Origin of the sequence: Streptomyces sp. NPDC048337, assembly GCF_043201175.1 — a bacterium.
GTDB lineage: Bacteria > Actinomycetota > Actinomycetes > Streptomycetales > Streptomycetaceae > Streptomyces.
In genome coordinates this window covers 70,260-85,797 of sequence record NZ_JBICYR010000019.1, presented here as the reverse complement: position 1 = coordinate 85,797, position 15,538 = coordinate 70,260, and the positions used below count along the sequence as shown (strand labels likewise).

At 71.0% G+C, this 15,538-nt stretch carries 15 protein-coding genes; 4 read left to right on the top strand and 11 right to left on the bottom strand.

The window, feature by feature from the left end; translation table 11 throughout:
- Positions 1 to 12: 12 nt before the first annotated feature.
- From ACGFYU_RS27065 to ACGFYU_RS27050, 4 genes are all read right to left on the bottom strand, one after another.
- On the bottom strand, positions 13 to 1,086 hold the full coding sequence (locus ACGFYU_RS27065; RefSeq protein WP_393829919.1) for a hypothetical protein: 1,074 nt from the start codon (positions 1,084 to 1,086) through the stop codon (positions 13 to 15).
- Complete coding sequence (locus ACGFYU_RS27060; protein ID WP_393829984.1) at positions 1,068 to 1,838, bottom strand: ABC transporter ATP-binding protein; 771 nt, start codon at positions 1,836 to 1,838, stop codon at positions 1,068 to 1,070. Before ACGFYU_RS27060 ends, ACGFYU_RS27065 begins: the two co-directional genes overlap by 19 nt.
- Positions 1,839 to 2,011: 173 nt before the next feature.
- Positions 2,012 to 3,373: an aspartate aminotransferase family protein gene (locus ACGFYU_RS27055; protein ID WP_393829918.1), complete on the bottom strand. Its 1,362-nt coding sequence runs from the start codon at positions 3,371 to 3,373 to the stop codon at positions 2,012 to 2,014.
- Positions 3,374 to 3,376: 3 nt separating this feature from the next.
- A complete protein-coding gene (locus ACGFYU_RS27050) occupies positions 3,377 to 3,880 on the bottom strand; it encodes an Lrp/AsnC family transcriptional regulator (protein ID WP_031144106.1) in 504 nt (167 codons plus the stop codon).
- A gap of 170 nt (positions 3,881 to 4,050) precedes the next feature.
- Between ACGFYU_RS27050 and ACGFYU_RS27045 the strand changes: the two genes are divergently transcribed.
- The 3 genes from ACGFYU_RS27045 (at position 4,051) to ACGFYU_RS27035 (ending at position 7,303) form a co-directional block, all read left to right on the top strand.
- Positions 4,051 to 5,490 (top strand): gamma-aminobutyraldehyde dehydrogenase, encoded by a 1,440-nt coding sequence (locus ACGFYU_RS27045; RefSeq protein WP_393829917.1) that lies wholly within the window; start codon positions 4,051 to 4,053, stop codon positions 5,488 to 5,490.
- A gap of 92 nt (positions 5,491 to 5,582) precedes the next feature.
- Positions 5,583 to 6,761: a PotD/PotF family extracellular solute-binding protein gene (locus ACGFYU_RS27040; RefSeq protein WP_393829916.1), complete on the top strand. Its 1,179-nt coding sequence runs from the start codon at positions 5,583 to 5,585 to the stop codon at positions 6,759 to 6,761.
- 77 nt (positions 6,762 to 6,838) lie between these two features.
- Entirely contained in the window at positions 6,839 to 7,303 is a 465-nt protein-coding gene (locus ACGFYU_RS27035) for a hypothetical protein (protein ID WP_393829915.1), read from the top strand.
- 10 nt (positions 7,304 to 7,313) lie between these two features.
- On the opposite strand, the gene ACGFYU_RS27030 is transcribed toward ACGFYU_RS27035, so the two are convergent.
- The 5 genes from ACGFYU_RS27030 to ACGFYU_RS27010 form a co-directional block, all read right to left on the bottom strand.
- Complete coding sequence (locus ACGFYU_RS27030) at positions 7,314 to 8,510, bottom strand: serine hydrolase domain-containing protein (RefSeq protein WP_393829914.1); 1,197 nt, start codon at positions 8,508 to 8,510, stop codon at positions 7,314 to 7,316.
- A gap of 147 nt (positions 8,511 to 8,657) precedes the next feature.
- A complete protein-coding gene (locus ACGFYU_RS27025; protein WP_393829913.1) occupies positions 8,658 to 9,344 on the bottom strand; it encodes a response regulator in 687 nt (228 codons plus the stop codon).
- Positions 9,341 to 10,510 (bottom strand): sensor histidine kinase, encoded by a 1,170-nt coding sequence (locus ACGFYU_RS27020; RefSeq protein WP_393829912.1) that lies wholly within the window; start codon positions 10,508 to 10,510, stop codon positions 9,341 to 9,343. Before ACGFYU_RS27020 ends, ACGFYU_RS27025 begins: the two co-directional genes overlap by 4 nt.
- The gene (locus ACGFYU_RS27015) at positions 10,507 to 11,196 is read right to left on the bottom strand and encodes a glycerophosphodiester phosphodiesterase (protein ID WP_393829911.1); all 690 of its coding nucleotides are present in this window, start codon (positions 11,194 to 11,196) and stop codon (positions 10,507 to 10,509) included. Before ACGFYU_RS27015 ends, ACGFYU_RS27020 begins: the two co-directional genes overlap by 4 nt.
- Positions 11,197 to 11,232: 36 nt before the next feature.
- Positions 11,233 to 12,258 carry an adenosine deaminase gene (locus tag ACGFYU_RS27010; protein WP_393829910.1) on the bottom strand — a complete coding sequence of 342 codons (1,026 nt, stop codon included), beginning with the start codon at positions 12,256 to 12,258 and terminating at the stop codon, positions 11,233 to 11,235.
- A gap of 109 nt (positions 12,259 to 12,367) precedes the next feature.
- Here ACGFYU_RS27010 and ACGFYU_RS27005 point away from each other — a divergent pair, with 109 nt between their 5' ends.
- On the top strand, positions 12,368 to 13,060 hold the full coding sequence (locus tag ACGFYU_RS27005; protein ID WP_393829909.1) for a DUF4190 domain-containing protein: 693 nt from the start codon (positions 12,368 to 12,370) through the stop codon (positions 13,058 to 13,060).
- Between the two features lie 3 nt (positions 13,061 to 13,063).
- Here the strand turns inward: ACGFYU_RS27005 and ACGFYU_RS27000 are convergent, their stop codons facing one another.
- Entirely contained in the window at positions 13,064 to 14,650 is a 1,587-nt protein-coding gene (locus tag ACGFYU_RS27000) for a TROVE domain-containing protein (RefSeq protein WP_393829908.1), read from the bottom strand.
- Between the two features lie 480 nt (positions 14,651 to 15,130).
- Positions 15,131 to 15,526: an NUDIX hydrolase gene (locus ACGFYU_RS26995; RefSeq protein ID WP_393829907.1), complete on the bottom strand. Its 396-nt coding sequence runs from the start codon at positions 15,524 to 15,526 to the stop codon at positions 15,131 to 15,133.
- Between the last annotated feature and the right edge of the window lie 12 nt (positions 15,527 to 15,538).

The window sequence follows — 15,538 nt, the reverse complement described above, 5'->3', positions numbered from 1 at the left end:
GCGCTGCCCGCGTCAGCGGGTCAGCGCCAGGGACGTCAGCTGCGCCACACCCCAGCTGAGCGGTACGCACACGGCCGCCAGCGCGGTCGCCTCCAGACCCGCCGCCGTACGCAGGACCCTGGCCGGAGCGCCCATGCCGAGCAGCGCCTCACGGCCGGCGGCACGGACCTGCCGGGCCTCCACCGCGGATGTGAGAAGGGTCGCGGCGGCGCACAGGGCCACCAGGACCGCGGCCGGTCCGGTCAGCGGACCCAGCGGGACGAGCGGCCCGCCCCGGTCGCGCAGGGTCAGCGCGGTCAGGGCCCCCGCGCCGACCGCGCACAGCACCCCGAGGGGCGGGCCGAGGCGGGGCGCCTCCTCCTGGAGGGCCCGGCCGGCCAGCAGCCGGAGCGCGCCCGGACGGACCGCCTGCACCAGCGCCCCGCAGGCGTACGCCACGCCCGGCCCGGCGAGGGCGAGGCCGATCGCGGTGAGCGACCAGCCGGCGAGCATGCCGGGGCCGCCGCGTCCCGCGTAGGCCTCCACCGCGAGCCCGCAGGCGGTCAGTGCGATGCCCCAGGGCAGCCCGGTCTGCGGGGCGGGCGCGGTGCGCCGGCGCAGCGTGCAGGCGGTGGCGGCCGAGGCGGCCAGCGGGATCAGGGCCAACAGGGTGAGGGCGGCCGCCACGGGCAGCGGCCGGTCGGCGTGGAGGAGCCGGGCCCCGGCGCCGTCGAAGGGCAGCCCGGTGAGGTCGCCGCGCAGGTGGAGGAAGGCGGCCAGGGCCAGGGCGCTGCCCAGGGCGCACGCGACGGCGGTGGAGATCGCCGCGACCAGGGTGAGCCGTACGGGGCCCAGCCCGGCGGCGTCCAGCCCGTCCCGGGATCGGGCCGCCGGGTCGGTCCGGGCCACGGCGGCGGCGAACCGCACGGTGAAGGCGAGCGGGACCAGGGCCCACAGCAGGCGAGGGAACGATCCGGCGGGCTGCGCCACCGCCCCCGCGAGCACGTACAGGAGCAGGAACCCGGTACCGGCCGAGGCTGCGGCGACGAGCAGCCGGCGCAGCTGGACCAGCGGCCGGGAGCCGCGGGCTAGGCGGATAGCGAGCACGCGGCCTGGCCCTCCGTGGTGTCGGGGGCGGAGGCGGCGAGGGCGCTCGCGGCGGCGGCGGGGCGGCCGTCGAGCAGGGCCAGCTGCCGGTCGGCGACGGCCACGGTCTCCTCGTCGTGGGTGGCGACCAGCACGGTGATCGCGTGGGAGCGGGCCGCGGTGGTCAGCGTACGGAGCAGCAGGGCGCGCTCGGTCCGGTGCAGGGGAGCGGTGGGCTCGTCGGCGAAGAGCACGGCGGGCTCGTTGGCCAGGGCCCGGGCCAGGGCCACCCGCTGGCACTCGGCCCGGGTGAGGGCGGAGGGGCGCTTGCGGGCGAAGGCGCCGATGTCGAGGCGGTCCAGCCATTCGCAGGCGGCGTGCTTGGCGGCGCGGTGGGAGGCGCCTGCGAGCAGCAGGGGCAGGGCGGCGTTCTCCCAGACCTTCAGCTCGGGGAGCAGCTGCGGCTCGGGGCCGATCCAGCCGAACCGGTCACGGCGCAGCCGTTCCCGGGCCAGGGCGCCCATCCTGTGCACGGGCACGCTGTTGAACCAGACCTCGCCCTGCTCGGGCAGGAGCCGCCCGGACAGGCAGCGCAGCAGGGTGGTCTTGCCGCTCCCGCGGGGGCCGGTGAGGGCCAGGATCTCGCCCTGGCGGACTCCGACGGAGATCCCGATCAGGCCGGGGGAACCTCCGTGGGAGTAGTGAAGGGACCGTGCCCAGAGAACGTCATTGTCAGGCGGGGCAGTGTCCGGTGGAGCCACCATGGCGTACACCTCCGTCCGGGGGAACGAAGCGGAGCCCGTCGAAGTCACTGGCGCCGCACTGAGATGTAAAGAGATGAACGTCTTGGATGGTGACAGCACACGGCCCGGACCCCCGCGTTCTCACTCGAACGGAGGCTCCGGGCCGTGGGATGGGACGATTTAAAGCCTGGTCCCGGGGCTCTTTAGAGCTTGGTCCACGCCTCGGTGAGCACCGAGCGCAGGATGCCTTCGATCTCGTCGAAGGTGCTCTGGTCGGCGATCAGCGGCGGGGCCAGCTGGATGACCGGGTCGCCTCGGTCGTCGGCCCGGCAGTACAGACCGTTGTCGAAGAGCGCCTTGGAGAGGAAGCCGTAGAGCACGCGCTCCGTCTCCTCGTCCGTGAAGGACTCCTTGGTGACCTTGTCCTTGACGAGCTCGATGCCGTAGAAGTAGCCGTTGCCGCGGACGTCGCCGACGATCGGCAGGTCGTGCAGCTTCTGCAGCGTCGAGAAGAAGGCGCCCTCGTTGTCCAGCACGTGCTGGTTGAGGCCTTCCTTGTCGAAGATGTCGAGGTTGGCCAGCGCCACCGCGGAGGAGACCGGGTGGCCGCCGAAGGTGTAGCCGTGCAGGAAGGTGTTGTCGCCCTTGTAGAACGGCTCGGCGATGCGGTCCGAGACGATGCAGGCACCGATCGGGGAGTAGCCCGAGGTCATGCCCTTGGCGCAGGTGATCATGTCCGGGACGTAGCCGAACTTGTCACAGGCGAACATCGTGCCGAGGCGGCCGAACGCGCAGATCGTCTCGTCGGAGACGAGCAGGACGTCGTACTCGTCGCAGATCTCGCGGACCCGCTGGAAGTACCCGGGCGGCGGCGGGAAGCAGCCACCGGCGTTCTGCACCGGCTCCAGGAAGACGGCGGCGACGGTGTCGGCGCCCTCGAACAGGATCTCCTGCTCGATCTGGTCGGCGCACCAGCGGCCGAAGGCCTCGGGGTCGTCGCCGTAGATCGGGGCGCGGTAGATGTTGGTGTTCGGCACCTTGTGCGTACCGGGGACGAGCGGCTCGAAGGGGGCCTTCAGGGCCGGCAGGCCGGTGATGGACAGGGCGCCCTGCGGGGTGCCGTGGTAGGCGACCGCACGCGAGATGACCTTGTACTTGGTGTGCTTGCCCTGCAGCTTGAAGTACTGCTTGGCCAGCTTCCAGGCGGTCTCGACCGCTTCGCCGCCACCGGTGGTGAAGAAGACCTTGTTCAGGTCGCCCGGGGCGTAGTCGGCGAGGCGCTCGGCGAGCTCCACGGCCTTGGGGTGCGCGTACGACCAGACGGGGAAGAACGCGAGTTCCTGGGCCTGCTTGTAGGCGACCTCGGCCAGCTCCTTGCGGCCGTGGCCCGCGTTGACCACGAACAGTCCGGCGAGACCGTCGAGGTAGCGCTTGCCCTTGTCGTCGAAGATGTAGGTGCCCTCACCACGCACGATGGTGGGGACGGGCGCGTTCTCGTACGACGACATGCGGGTGAAGTGCATCCACAGGTGGTCATACGCGGTTTTGGAGAGGTCCTGGCTCACGGGCTATCGAGTTCCCCACATGTAGGTCTGCTTCTTCAGCTTCAGGTAAACGAAGCTTTCGGTTGATCGCACGCCGGGGAGCGTGCGGATCTTCTTGTTGATCGTCTCGAGCAGGTGGTCGTCGTCCTCACAGACGATCTCCACCATCAGGTCGAACGATCCTGCGGTCATCACCACGTATTCGCACTCCGCCATTGCGGTGAGTGCGTCGGCGACCGGGTCGAGGTCTCCCTCGACGTTGATGCCGACCATTGCCTGGCGTCGCAGGCCCACGGTGAGCGGGTCGGTGACGGCGACGATCTGCATGACGCCCTGGTCGAGCAGCTTCTGCACGCGCTGGCGTACGGCCGCTTCGGACAGGCCGACGGCCTTGCCGATCGCTGCGTAGGGACGGCGACCGTCCTCCTGCAGTTGCTCGATGATCGCCAGGGACACAGCATCGACCGAAGGGGACGGTTGTCTGTTCCTGGAATCTGCGCTTCGACTGACCACGACCTCACTGTGCACGAGGAGTCGTCTGTTCCGCAAGACGGAATCAATGAAATCCGTTGTTTGGCGTCGTGGATCTCACTGATTTCGTAGTTCACCGTGTCTGGCTCTGTCGAAAGCGTCCGCCGAGGGGCTACGCTTGGGTGGCAGTCTCAATCGATGGACATGTGATCAGGAGTGTGGCTGGAGTGACCACGGAACTGCGTCGTCTGCGCAACTACATCGGCGGGGAGTTCAAGGACGCCGCTGACGGGCGGACCACCGAGGTGGTCAACCCCGCCACCGGCGAGGTGTACGCCACCGCCCCGCTGTCGGGCCAGGCCGATGTCGACGCCGCCATGGCCGCCGCCGCGGCCGCGTTCCCGGGCTGGCGCGACACCACGCCCTCGGAGCGCCAGAAGGCCCTGCTGAAGATCGCGGACGCCTTCGAGGCGCGCGCGGACGAGCTCGTCGCCGCCGAGTCCGAGAACACCGGCAAGCCGCTGGGCCTGACGGCCAGCGAGGAGCTGCCGCCGATGGTGGACCAGATCCGCTTCTTCGCGGGTGCCGCCCGGCTGCTCGAGGGCCGCTCGGCCGGCGAGTACATGGAGGGGATGACCTCGATCATCCGCCGTGAGCCGGTCGGCGTATGCGCCCAGGTCGCGCCCTGGAACTACCCGATGATGATGGCCGTGTGGAAGTTCGCCCCGGCGATCGCCGCGGGCAACACCGTGGTCCTCAAGCCCTCGGACACCACCCCGGCCTCCACCGTCCTGATGGCGGAGATCATCGACTCGATCCTGCCCAAGGGCGTCTTCAACGTCGTCTGCGGCGACCGCGAGACCGGCAAGGCGATGGTCGAGCACTCCACCCCGGCGATGGCCTCCATCACCGGCTCGGTGCGCGCGGGCATGCAGGTCGCCGAGAGCGCCTCGAAGGACGTCAAGCGCGTCCACCTGGAGCTCGGCGGCAAGGCCCCGGTCGTGGTCTTCGAGGACGCCGACATCGCCAAGGCCGTCGAGGACATCGCGGTCGCCGGCTACTTCAACGCGGGCCAGGACTGCACCGCCGCCACCCGTGTGCTCGTGCACGAGTCGATCCACGACGAGTTCGTGACCGCGCTCGCCAAGGCCGCCGCCGACACCAAGACCGGCCAGCCGGACGACGAGGACGTGCTGTACGGCCCGCTGAACAACCCGAACCAGCTCAAGCAGGTCGCGGGCTTCATCGAGCGCCTCCCCGCCCACGCCAAGGTCGAGGCGGGCGGCCACCAGGTCGGCGACAAGGGCTACTTCTACGCCCCGACCGTCGTCTCCGGCCTCAAGCAGGACGACGAGATCATCCAGAACGAGGTCTTCGGCCCCGTCATCACCGTCCAGTCCTTCTCCAGCGAGTCCCAGGCCGTGGAGTACGCGAACGGCGTCGAGTTCGCCCTCGCCTCCTCGGTGTGGACCAAGGACCACGGCCGCGCGATGCGGATGTCCAAGAACCTCGACTTCGGCTGCGTGTGGATCAACACCCACATCCCGCTCGTCGCCGAGATGCCGCACGGCGGCTTCAAGAAGTCCGGCTACGGCAAGGACCTCTCCGCCTACGGCTTCGAGGACTACACGCGCATCAAGCACGTGATGACCTCGCTCGACGGCTGATCGGTCGCATCGATCACAGCAGAGCCTTGAAGGGGCGGGCAGTAGACAACATGTCTATTGCCCGCCTCTTCGCGTTCCCCGAGGCTGAGGCCATGCCTGAACTCGCCTTTTCCCGCCGCGCCGCGCTCCGCGGCCTCGGTGCCACGGGCCTCCTGGCCGCCCTCGCCGGCTGCGGGGTGCCCGCCGCCTACGTCCCCGAGGAACGGCGTCAGGGCGCCGACCGCTCCAGGCGGGACCGCAGCGTCGCCTTCTCCAACTGGCCGCTGTACATCGACACCGACGAGGCGGACGAGGAGCGCCGTCCGACCCTGGACGCCTTCTCGGAGCGCACCGGCATCGAGGTCCGGTACACCGAGGAGATCAACGACAACGACGAGTTCTTCGGCAAGATCAGCCCCGCCCTGATGAACCACCAGGAGACGGGCCACGACCTGGTGGTCGTCAGCGACTGGATGGCCGCCCGCTTCGTCCACCTGGGCTGGGCCCAGAAGATGGACCGCTCGGCGCAGTCCAACGTGGCCCGGTACCTGGACCCGCAGCTGCGTTCCCCCGCCTTCGACGAGGGCCGGCTGCACACCGTCCCCTGGCAGTCGGGAATCACCGGCATCGCCTACAACCGCAAGGCCCTGGGCCGGGAGATCAAGTCGGTCGCCGACCTGTGGCGACCGGACCTGGCGGGCAAGGTCACCCTCTTCTCCGGCCTCGACGAGTCCTTCGCCCTGCTGATGCAGGGCAACGGCGTGGACGTCACCCGCTGGACCGAATCCGACTTCCACCGGACGTGCGACCAGGTCGAGGCGCTGGTGCGCAAGAAGCACGTCCGCCGCTTCACCGGCAACGACTACACCTCCGATCTGAGCAAGGGCGATGTCCTGGCCTGCCAGGCCTACTCCGGCGACGCCATCCAGCTCCAGGCCGACAACCCGGACATCGAGTTCGTGATCCCGGAGGAGGGAGCCGAACTCTGGGCGGAGAGCCTGCTCGTCCCCAACCTCGCCCGCCACAAGGCCAATGCCGAGGCCCTGATCGACCACTACTACGCCCCCGAGGTGGCCGCGGAACTCGCCGCCTCCGTCAACTACGTCTGCCCGGTGCCGGCCGCCCGCGAAGTCCTGGCCGCCTCCGGCGACAAGGAGACCGCCGAACTCGCCGAGAATCCGCTGATCTTCCCGGACGGCGCGATGCGCGAACGGCTCGTCGTGGCCCGGGACATCTCCTCCGCCGAACGCCGGTCCCTCGCACAGCGCTGGAACGCGATCGTCGGACTGTGATCACGGTCCGGCCACAGAACTGAACATGTTCAGCATTTGTGCTGAACATGTTCAGAAATCTGCATAGGCTTCCTCCCATGAGCGAGAGAAGCGCCCTTCAGCGGCGGATCCGTGCCTGGCTGGTCCTGTTCATCGTCTGCCTGGTCCTCAGCGGGCTCACCGCCTTCCCCCTGGTCAGCGAACTCCACTGGGCCAACGCCCTGGTGGACAACGTCTGGCTGCGGCGGGTCGGCGACGGACTGGACCGGGCCGACGCGGACTACCCCTTCCTCCTCTACGGCACCGACTGGCTCGCCTTCGCCCACCTCGTCGTCGCCGTCTTCTTCTACGGGGTCCACCGCGATCCGGTCCGCAACATCTGGATCGTCGAAGCCGGCATGATCGCCTGCGCCGGCGTGATCCCCCTGGCCCTCATCTGCGGCCCGATCCGGGGCATCCCCTTCTGGTGGTCGGTCATCGACATGTCCTTCGGAGTCTTCGGCGTGATCCCCCTGCTGGTGCTCCGCCGCATGATCAAGCGGCTGGAGGCCCTGCCGGCCTGAGGCCCGCGCGCTACTTGGCGAAGGCCGCCGCCACGATGCCGAGGGTCACCGGGTTCATGTCCCGGCCCTTGGCGTCCGTGGAGTTCACCGAGTACACGAGGGTGCGGGACAGGTCGCGGGTGCCGCCGATCACCGTGCTGTAGCCGTGCCGGGAACCGGTCTTGCCGTAGGCCACCGTGCCGTCCGGCAGGACGAACTCCTTCATCCCGGCCGTCTGTACGGCGTGCTCACCGCTCTCGGCGTCCAGCACGTCGGGCACGGTGAACATCTCCCCCAGTTGTGCCTTCGGCACGACCCTGCCGCCGAACAGCGCCATCGTGAAGCGCTGCAGGTCCGCCGTGGTCGATATCAGGTCCCCGGCAGCCCAGTTGGACGAGGAGTTCCACTCGGTGACATCCACCAGCGAGCTGCTCCCGTCGGCCTGCTTCACCCTCTGGTAGCCGTGGTGGTGCGGGCCCGATATGCGGTTCTGGGTCCGGGACGGGAAGGAGGTGTGGCGCAGGCCCAGAGGCTTGATGATGCGGTTCTCGACGGCCTTCTCGTACGTCGAGCCCGTCACCTTCTCGATCAGCAGGCCCAGCACCGTGTAGTGGATGTTGCTGTAGCGCTGCTTGCTGCCCGGGTCGAACTCGGGCCCCTTGGCCACCGCATTGGAGACCAGCGCCCGCGGGTCGACCACGTCGAACCGGTGCGCGTACTCGTCCTCGAAGGTGTCCCCGGGGCCGTCGGCCGACTTCAGGCCGCTCGTGTAGTTCAGCAACTCCCGCACCTTGACCGGCGCGAAGCCGGGCAGCAGTCCGGGGAGGTAGTCCTGCACCGGCCGGTCCAGATCCAGCCTGCCCTCGGAGGCCAGCTGGAGCACCACCGCCGCGGTGAAGGTCTTCGTCACCGACCCGGCCCGGAAGCGGGCCTCCTCGATCGCCCCGCGCCCGCTGCGGATGTCCGCGACCCCGGAACTGCCCTGCCAGCTGCCGCTCTTACCGCCCACCCGGACCAGCGCGGCCGTCGCGTACTTGTGCTGCGCTCCGAGGCCGGCGATCGCCTTCTCCAGCGCCGCCGCGTTGGGCGGCGTGGAGACGGCCGGCGGGGCGACCCCCACCGAGACCGGCGCTGCGGCGGCGGGTGCGGCGTGGGCGGCGACCGCCGGGCCGGACGCGATGCCCAGGACCAGAGCAGCGGCGATCAGTGTGCGCGTCGTGGCGTTCATGATGTCTTCCCCCTGTGAGAACCCTCGGGGCCGCGTGCCCCGATGACCTCAATGCTGCTGGTCAGAGGAGTAGTCGTGGATCACCACAGAGAGGGGTCTTTGCCGGTACGACAACTCACCGGCCAGAGGGAGGCGACACGCCGCCCCTCACTCCTCAGAGGGAGATACCCCAGCGGACCCGGCCGCGATCAGCCCCGTCTCGTACGCGCAGATCACCGCCTGGATCCGGTCCCGCAGCCCCAGCTTCGCCAGCACGTTCCCCACATGCGACTTCACGGTGTGCTCGCTCACCACCAGCGCCGCCGCGATCTCCGCGTTCGACAGCCCCCGCCCCAGGTGCAGCAGCGTCTCCCGCTCCCGCGCCGTCAGCACATCCAGCCGGTCCGCCGGAAGAGTAGAGGAGGGGCGCGCCGTCGCCGCCGTGTACTCCTCGATCAGCCGCCGTGCCACCGACGGCGCCAGCAGCGACTCGCCCGCCGCCACCACCCGTACCGCGTGCACCAGGTCGTCCCGGCGCACGTCCTTGAGCAGGAACCCGCTCGCCCCCGCGTGCAGCGCCTCGTACACGTACTCGTCCGAGTCGAAGGTCGTCAGCATCACCGTCCGGCACGCACCCTGCGCGGCGATCTCCCGGCAGGCCTCGATCCCGTCCAGCACTGGCATCCGGATGTCCAGCAGCGCCACGTCCGGCGCCAGCCGGCGGACCGCCTCCACCGCCGCCGCGCCGTCCCCGACCTCCGCCACGACCTCGATGTCCTCCTGGACGTCGAGGATCATCGCGAATCCGCTGCGCACCAGCTCCTGGTCGTCGGCCACCACCACACGGATCGTCAACTTCCCACCTCCAGCGGCGAGGTTACAAGCACCACCCGCACCGAGAACCCCCGGCCGTCCGGCCCCGGACCCGCCTGCGCCGTCCCGCCGTGCGCCGTCGCCCGCTCCTGGATCCCGATCAGTCCGTGTCCCCCCGAGGCCTGCCCCGGGCCCCGCCCGTCGTCCGTCACCGTCACCGCGAGCTCCCGCGGCCCGTACTCCAGCCGCACCTCCACCGCCACGGCCCCGGCGTGCTTCACCACGTTCGTCAGTGCCTCCTGCACCACCCGGTACGCCGTCGCCTCCAGGGCCGCCGGCAGCTCGCGGACCTCTCCCGTCCGCTCGTACGACACCCGCAGCCCACCGCCCCGCACCCGGTCCAGGAGCGCGGGCAGCGCCCCGATCCCCGGCTGCGGAGTACGCGGAGCCACCTCGTCCGCAGGACTGCGGAGCACCCCCAGCATCGTCCGCAGCTGCGTCATCGCGTCCCGCCCGGTCTCGGCGATCGCCTCGAAGGCCGCCTCCGCCCGGGCCGGGGCCCGGCGCACCGCCACCGGACCCGCCTCCGCCTGCACGATCATGATGCTCACGGCGTGCGAGAGGATGTCGTGCATCTCCCGGGCGATCCTGGCCCGTTCGCGCGCCGCCGCCTGCTCCGCCTCGATCCGGTTCGCCCGCTCCAGCTGCGCCGCCCGGTCCTCCACCGCGGCCGTGTACGCCTGCCGGGTGGCCTGGAGCCGCCCCAGCACGAACGCCGCGGCGAACACGAACAGCGAGAACAACAGCTCCCTGGCCGTCTGGGTGTTGAGCGCGACGGAGGCGACGATCACCACGGCCAGGAGCACACCCATGACGAGCCGCACCCGCGCCGAGCACAGCAGCGCGATCGTGTAGACACCGATCAGCGGGGCGTACGGCAGCGGCTGTCCGGGACCGTCCAGCACCCGGTAGAGCGAGCCCACCACGATCATGCCGAGGACCACCAGGACCGGCGCCCGCCGCCGCCACACCAGAGGCGCGTTGCCCAGCGTGGTCAGCAGGTAGGCCGGCCAGGTGGCCGGTGAGTCCAGCGGGTCGCGGGGCACGACGAACGGAATGGTCGTCGCCACTTGCACCAGCAGTGTCAGCCCGAGGTCCTGCCAGCCCGGATCCGCCCGGCGGACGCGTTCGCCCAGCTCGCGTATCACCGGCCGAGCTCGGCCCGTACGGCGGCCAGCGCGTCCACCCGGTTCGTCGTGATCGAGTCCACCCCGGCCTCGACCAGTGCGCGCATCGTCCGCCTCGTGTCCGCCGTCCAGGCCGACACCAGCAGGCCGTCCCGGTGGAGCGCGTCCGTCAGCCCCCGGTCCACCAGCCCGAAGCGGTAGTTGAGCCAGCGCGGGGCAACCGCGTCGATCAGCACCCGGCGCGGCGGCGAGAGCGTGGTCCAGGTCAGCGCGATCTCCGCGTCCGGATCGGCGGCGCGCACCGCCAGCATGGTGTTCGGGCCCGCGCAGTAGTACGCGCGCTCGCGCGCCCCGCACTCGCGGACCAGGTCCACGACCGTCCGCACCGACTCGGCGCTCGCGCCCGGCAGGTCGAGCATCACCCGGCCCGCCCCGGCCGCCATCAGGGCGTCGCGCAGCGTCGGAACCCCACCCTCCGTCAACTCCTTCAGCTGTGGGGCCGTGACGGCGTCGAGCCGCACGTCATGGCCCCACAGTCGCTGGAGCGTCTCGTCGTGGAGGAGGACCGGCACCCCGTCGCGGGTCAGCCGTACGTCGATCTCCACCGCGTCCGCGCCGCGTGCGAAGGCGGAGCGGATCGAGAAGAGGGTGTTCTCACGGACACGGTAGGGATCGCCGCGGTGGCCGACGGCAGTCAGGGTGCGCATGGCCCCATTCTCAGGGCCGGAGGGACCGGCGGAAGGTCAGCGCGCGAGCCATTCGGCCGTGTACGTGTCGATCTCCTCGGTCAGCTTCGCCTTGCCCGCCGGGTCCAGGAAGGAGGCCTCGACCGCGTTCTTGGCGAGCTGCGCCAGACCGCGCTCGTCGAGGTCCAGCAGACGGGCGGCCACCGCGTACTCGTTGTTGAGGTCGGAGCCGAACATCGGCGGGTCGTCGCTGTTGATGGTGACGAGCACGCCCGCGGCCACCATCTCCTTGACCGGGTGCCGGTCGAGGTCCGTCACGGCACGGGTGGCGATGTTGGAGGTCGGGCAGACCTCCAGCGCGATGCGGTGCTCGGCGAGGTAGGCGAGGAGCTCGGGGTCCTGGGTGGAGCTGGTGCCGTGGCCGATGCGCTCGGCGCCCAGCTCGCGGATGGCGTCCCAGACCGTCTCGGGACCGGTGGTCTCGCCGGCGTGCGGCACGCTGTGCAGGCCGGCCGCGCGGGCCCGGTCGAAGTACGGCTTGAACTGCGGGCGCGGCACGCCGATCTCGGGGCCGCCGAGGCCGAAGGAGACCAGGCCCTCGGGGCGCAGGTCGACGGCGAGGCGGGCGGTCTCGGCCGCGGCCTCCAGGCCGGCCTCGCCGGGAATGTCGAAGCACCAGCGCAGGATGACGCCCAGTTCGGCCTCGGCGGCCTTGCGGGCGTCCTCGATGGCCTCCATGAAGGCGTGCTCGTCGATGCCGCGGCGGGTGGAGGAGTACGGGGTGATGGTCAGCTCGGCGTAGCGGATGTTCTGCCGGGCCATGTCGCGGGCGACCTCGAAGGTCAGGGTGCGTACGTCGTCGGGGGTGCGGACCAGGTCGACGACCGACAGGTAGACCTCGATGAAGTGCGCGAAGTCGGTGAAGGTGAAGTAGTCGGCGAGCGCTTCGGGGTCGGTGGGGACCTTCGAGTCGGGGTGCCGGGAGGCGAGCTCGGCGACGATGCGCGGCGATGCCGAGCCGACGTGGTGGACGTGGAGTTCCGCCTTGGGCAGCCCCGCGATGAAGGGGTGCAGGTCGGTCATGAGGGTGCCTCCGGGAGGACGTGCGTACGGGCAGGTCGGCTTCATCGTAGGCACGACGGTGACTGTCGGTGGCAGCGCTTAGCATGGCTGTACGAGAGGGGGGCGCCGCATGACCGAGAACAGTCCCGAGCAGCGAGACCCGTGGGCGCCGCCGGAGCGGCCGGTGGTCGATCTGGGCAAGCAGCGGGGCACCTCGGGGGAGCCCGGCGTGTCGGGTCCGCCGTCCGTGCACGACCAGCCGACGCTCGCGGGGATACCGGGCGACACCACGCCGACCCCGTCCGTGCCGCTCGCGTCGCCGCTCGCGTCGCCGGTCACCGAGCCCGCCCCGGCCGCCTACGGGTACCCCGGCCCGGCGACGCCGCCGCCCCTGCCGGGCTACGGATACCCCGGCGACGCGGGCTATCCCGGATACCCCGGCCAGCCGGGATACCCGGGTCAGCCCGCCTACCAGGGCTACCCGGGATACGCCGGATACCCGCCGTACGGAGCCCAGCCGAGCAACGGCTTCGGCATCACCGCCCTCGTCCTCGGCATCATCGGCGTGATCACCTGCTACCTGGGCCTCCTGTTCGGAGTCCCGGCGGTCATCTTCGGCGTCCTGGGCCGCGGCAAGGCCCAGCGAGGCGAGGCCGACAACGGTTCGATGGCACTGGCCGGCATCATCCTGGGCGCGATAGGCATCGTGATCAGCATCCTGATGATCGCGCTCGTCATAGCCGGTGTCATGCTCGGCGACCGGGGGAGCGATTCGGACTTCGACTCCCCGCCCTCGCGCACGCACGTCCGCGAGAAGGTCTGACCCCTACGGCATCCAGGGCCAGTCGGCGTTCCGGCCGCCCTCGATCAGGGACACCATGCGGAAGGCCGCGTCGGTGAGCCCGCCGAAGGTGTGCCGGTGCCCCGAGCCCGACGGCCCGTGCCCGACCCGGTAGCCGGCCAGGTTCCACGTGTACACCGGGACGGTGTCCGGGACCGCGGCCGTCGGATCGCCTCCGAACGAGGCGGTGGTCTGCTCGTCGGTGACGATCAGCACCCGGTCGTGGCCCCGGTAGTGCTCCTTCACGGCCTTGGCCGTGTAGGTACCGCCGAGGTCCCCGAACCGCTCCAGCACCTTCAGCACGGACTCGCCCCGGGTGTACGGGACGACGTGGCTGTCCGAGCCGAACTGCACCAGGTCGCCGTGGTCCGCGCGGAGCGCCAGCGCCGCCCCGAAGACGGCGGCCGCGTCCGCCCGGTTGAGCTGCGAGCGCTCCGAGAGCGGGGACCACATCGACCCGGAACGGTCGACGAGGACCAGCGTCCGCCCGGGCAGCGCCGGTACGTTCGCCAGCGAGTGGCCGAGGGCCCGCTCCAGCGGGTACGCCCAGCGCAGCGAGGGAGCGTGCTGGTAGGCGGCCAGGTAGCGGAAGGGGAACTGCCGGGACCGGGCCACGACTTCCGGGTCGGAGACCTTCGCCGCGACCCGCGCAGCCACCTCGTCCGAGACCCCGGCGTGGTCGAAGTTGCGCAGGTTGCGCAGCAGCGCCATCGGCCCCATGGACGGGATGACCGCCTCCCAGGCGGCCGCGTCCATCGGTCCCTGAAGCCATCCGGCCAGCGCCTCCCAGGTCATGCCCGCCTCGGCGAGGCGCTCGGCGCCGTCCGGCGCGGTGACGACCCCGCGCCGCTCGGAGACCGGCAGCTCCATCAGCGCCCGGTGCGCGGCCAGGGTCCGGTTGCCGTCCGGGACCTGCGCGGTCTCCGGGTTGTGCCGGCGGTCGAGGGCGTAGCGGAACAGCTCGCCCTGCCAGGGCTTGGCCGGGTCGGGGGAGGCGTGCACGAGGTTGAGGACGTCGCCGAAGCGGTAGCCCTTGGAGGCGGTGTCGTACTTCAGCAGCGAGGTGCCGGAGTAGAGGCGGCGTACGGCATCGGCGATGCCGCGCTTTACGGGCTTGGGCACGTTCCGCCCGTAGGTCTCCGTCCAGTAGGCCAGCAGCTCGCCGGGCTCGTCCGCCCGCCGCAGTACGGAGTCCACGACCTGGCGGTTCGACGGCCCGTCGGTGGCGCCCGCGTCGAGCCGGGCCTTGACGTACTCGGCGGCGCCGACGAGCGAGGCGGTCCGCATGTTCGCGTCCCCGCGGAGCCAGCCGAGCAGGCCCGCGGTCCACGCGGGATCCTCCACCGCGAGCCGGCGTACGAGGGCGCCGAAGCGGTCGTCGCGGGAGCCGCCGCTCTCGTAGAAGGTCTGCTGCGTCACGAAGTTGGCGACGGCGAGCAGGAACAGCTCGGAGCGGGGGTCGCGTTCGTGGCCCGCTCCACCCCCGTGGGTGCGGGCACGGCGGGACGAGCGCACGGGCGAAGTGGGCGAGGCGGGCGTGGACTTGAGCGCGCGCAGGTTGAAACGAGCCATGGTGGATCCCCCGAGGTGAAAGAAGACGGGGGAGGCGTGGCGTGAGGGATGCCCGAGATCGGGGTCGGCGGCGGACTGTAGCCCGGCGAGCTTCCTGACTGCTCCACCGGCCGTCGCCCTCGCGGGCGGGGCCGGGTGGGATTCGAACCCACGACCTCCGGGTCCGGGAAGTAACCGCTGCCTGCGCACCGGGCATCCCCCACGCACGGCCTCCCGAGATCAAGGTGGCGGCGGCCTGGTGTCTTGGCAAAAGAAGGAGCCGCAGCCTGCGCACCGGGAGGTGCGTGACGTAGGTGTCCAGAGATCGAGTTCGGCGAAACCACGTGGTGCTCTGCCAACTGAGCTACACCGGCCCGAGCCGGTGGCGGGACTCGAACCCGCGACCTCCCCATTAACAGTGGAAGTAGGTCTCGCCTTCGCACCTGGACAAGGATCACGTTAGGCGGCGGGCCGGGGCGCCGCCACGCAATTAGCTGCCCGTCAGACCCTCGCCGCCATCAGCAGCGTCGGCACCATGACCTCGCCGTCGGCGTTCCCGCGCGACAGCGGGACCCAGATGAGCCCGACCATCCGCGGGCAGTCGCACTCCATGTCCGGGTCGACACCGAGGACGGGCTCGCCGGGCTCGACGTCCACGCGGAAGCAGGAGGTCCAGCCCGACGGGTACGGCGAGTCGTACGCGTACCGCACGCCCAGGGCACGCAGCCCCACCTCCTCGGCCACCTCCCGCCGCACCGCATCCTCCGGCTGTTCGCCGGCTTCGAGCCCGCCACCCGGCAGGGTCCAGTACTCCGGCCCGTCGTGCCGACCCGTGGGCCCCCGCCCGCGCTCGCGCACCATGAGCACGCAGCCGTCCCGGACGATCACGGCGGCCACCCTGCGCCGCTC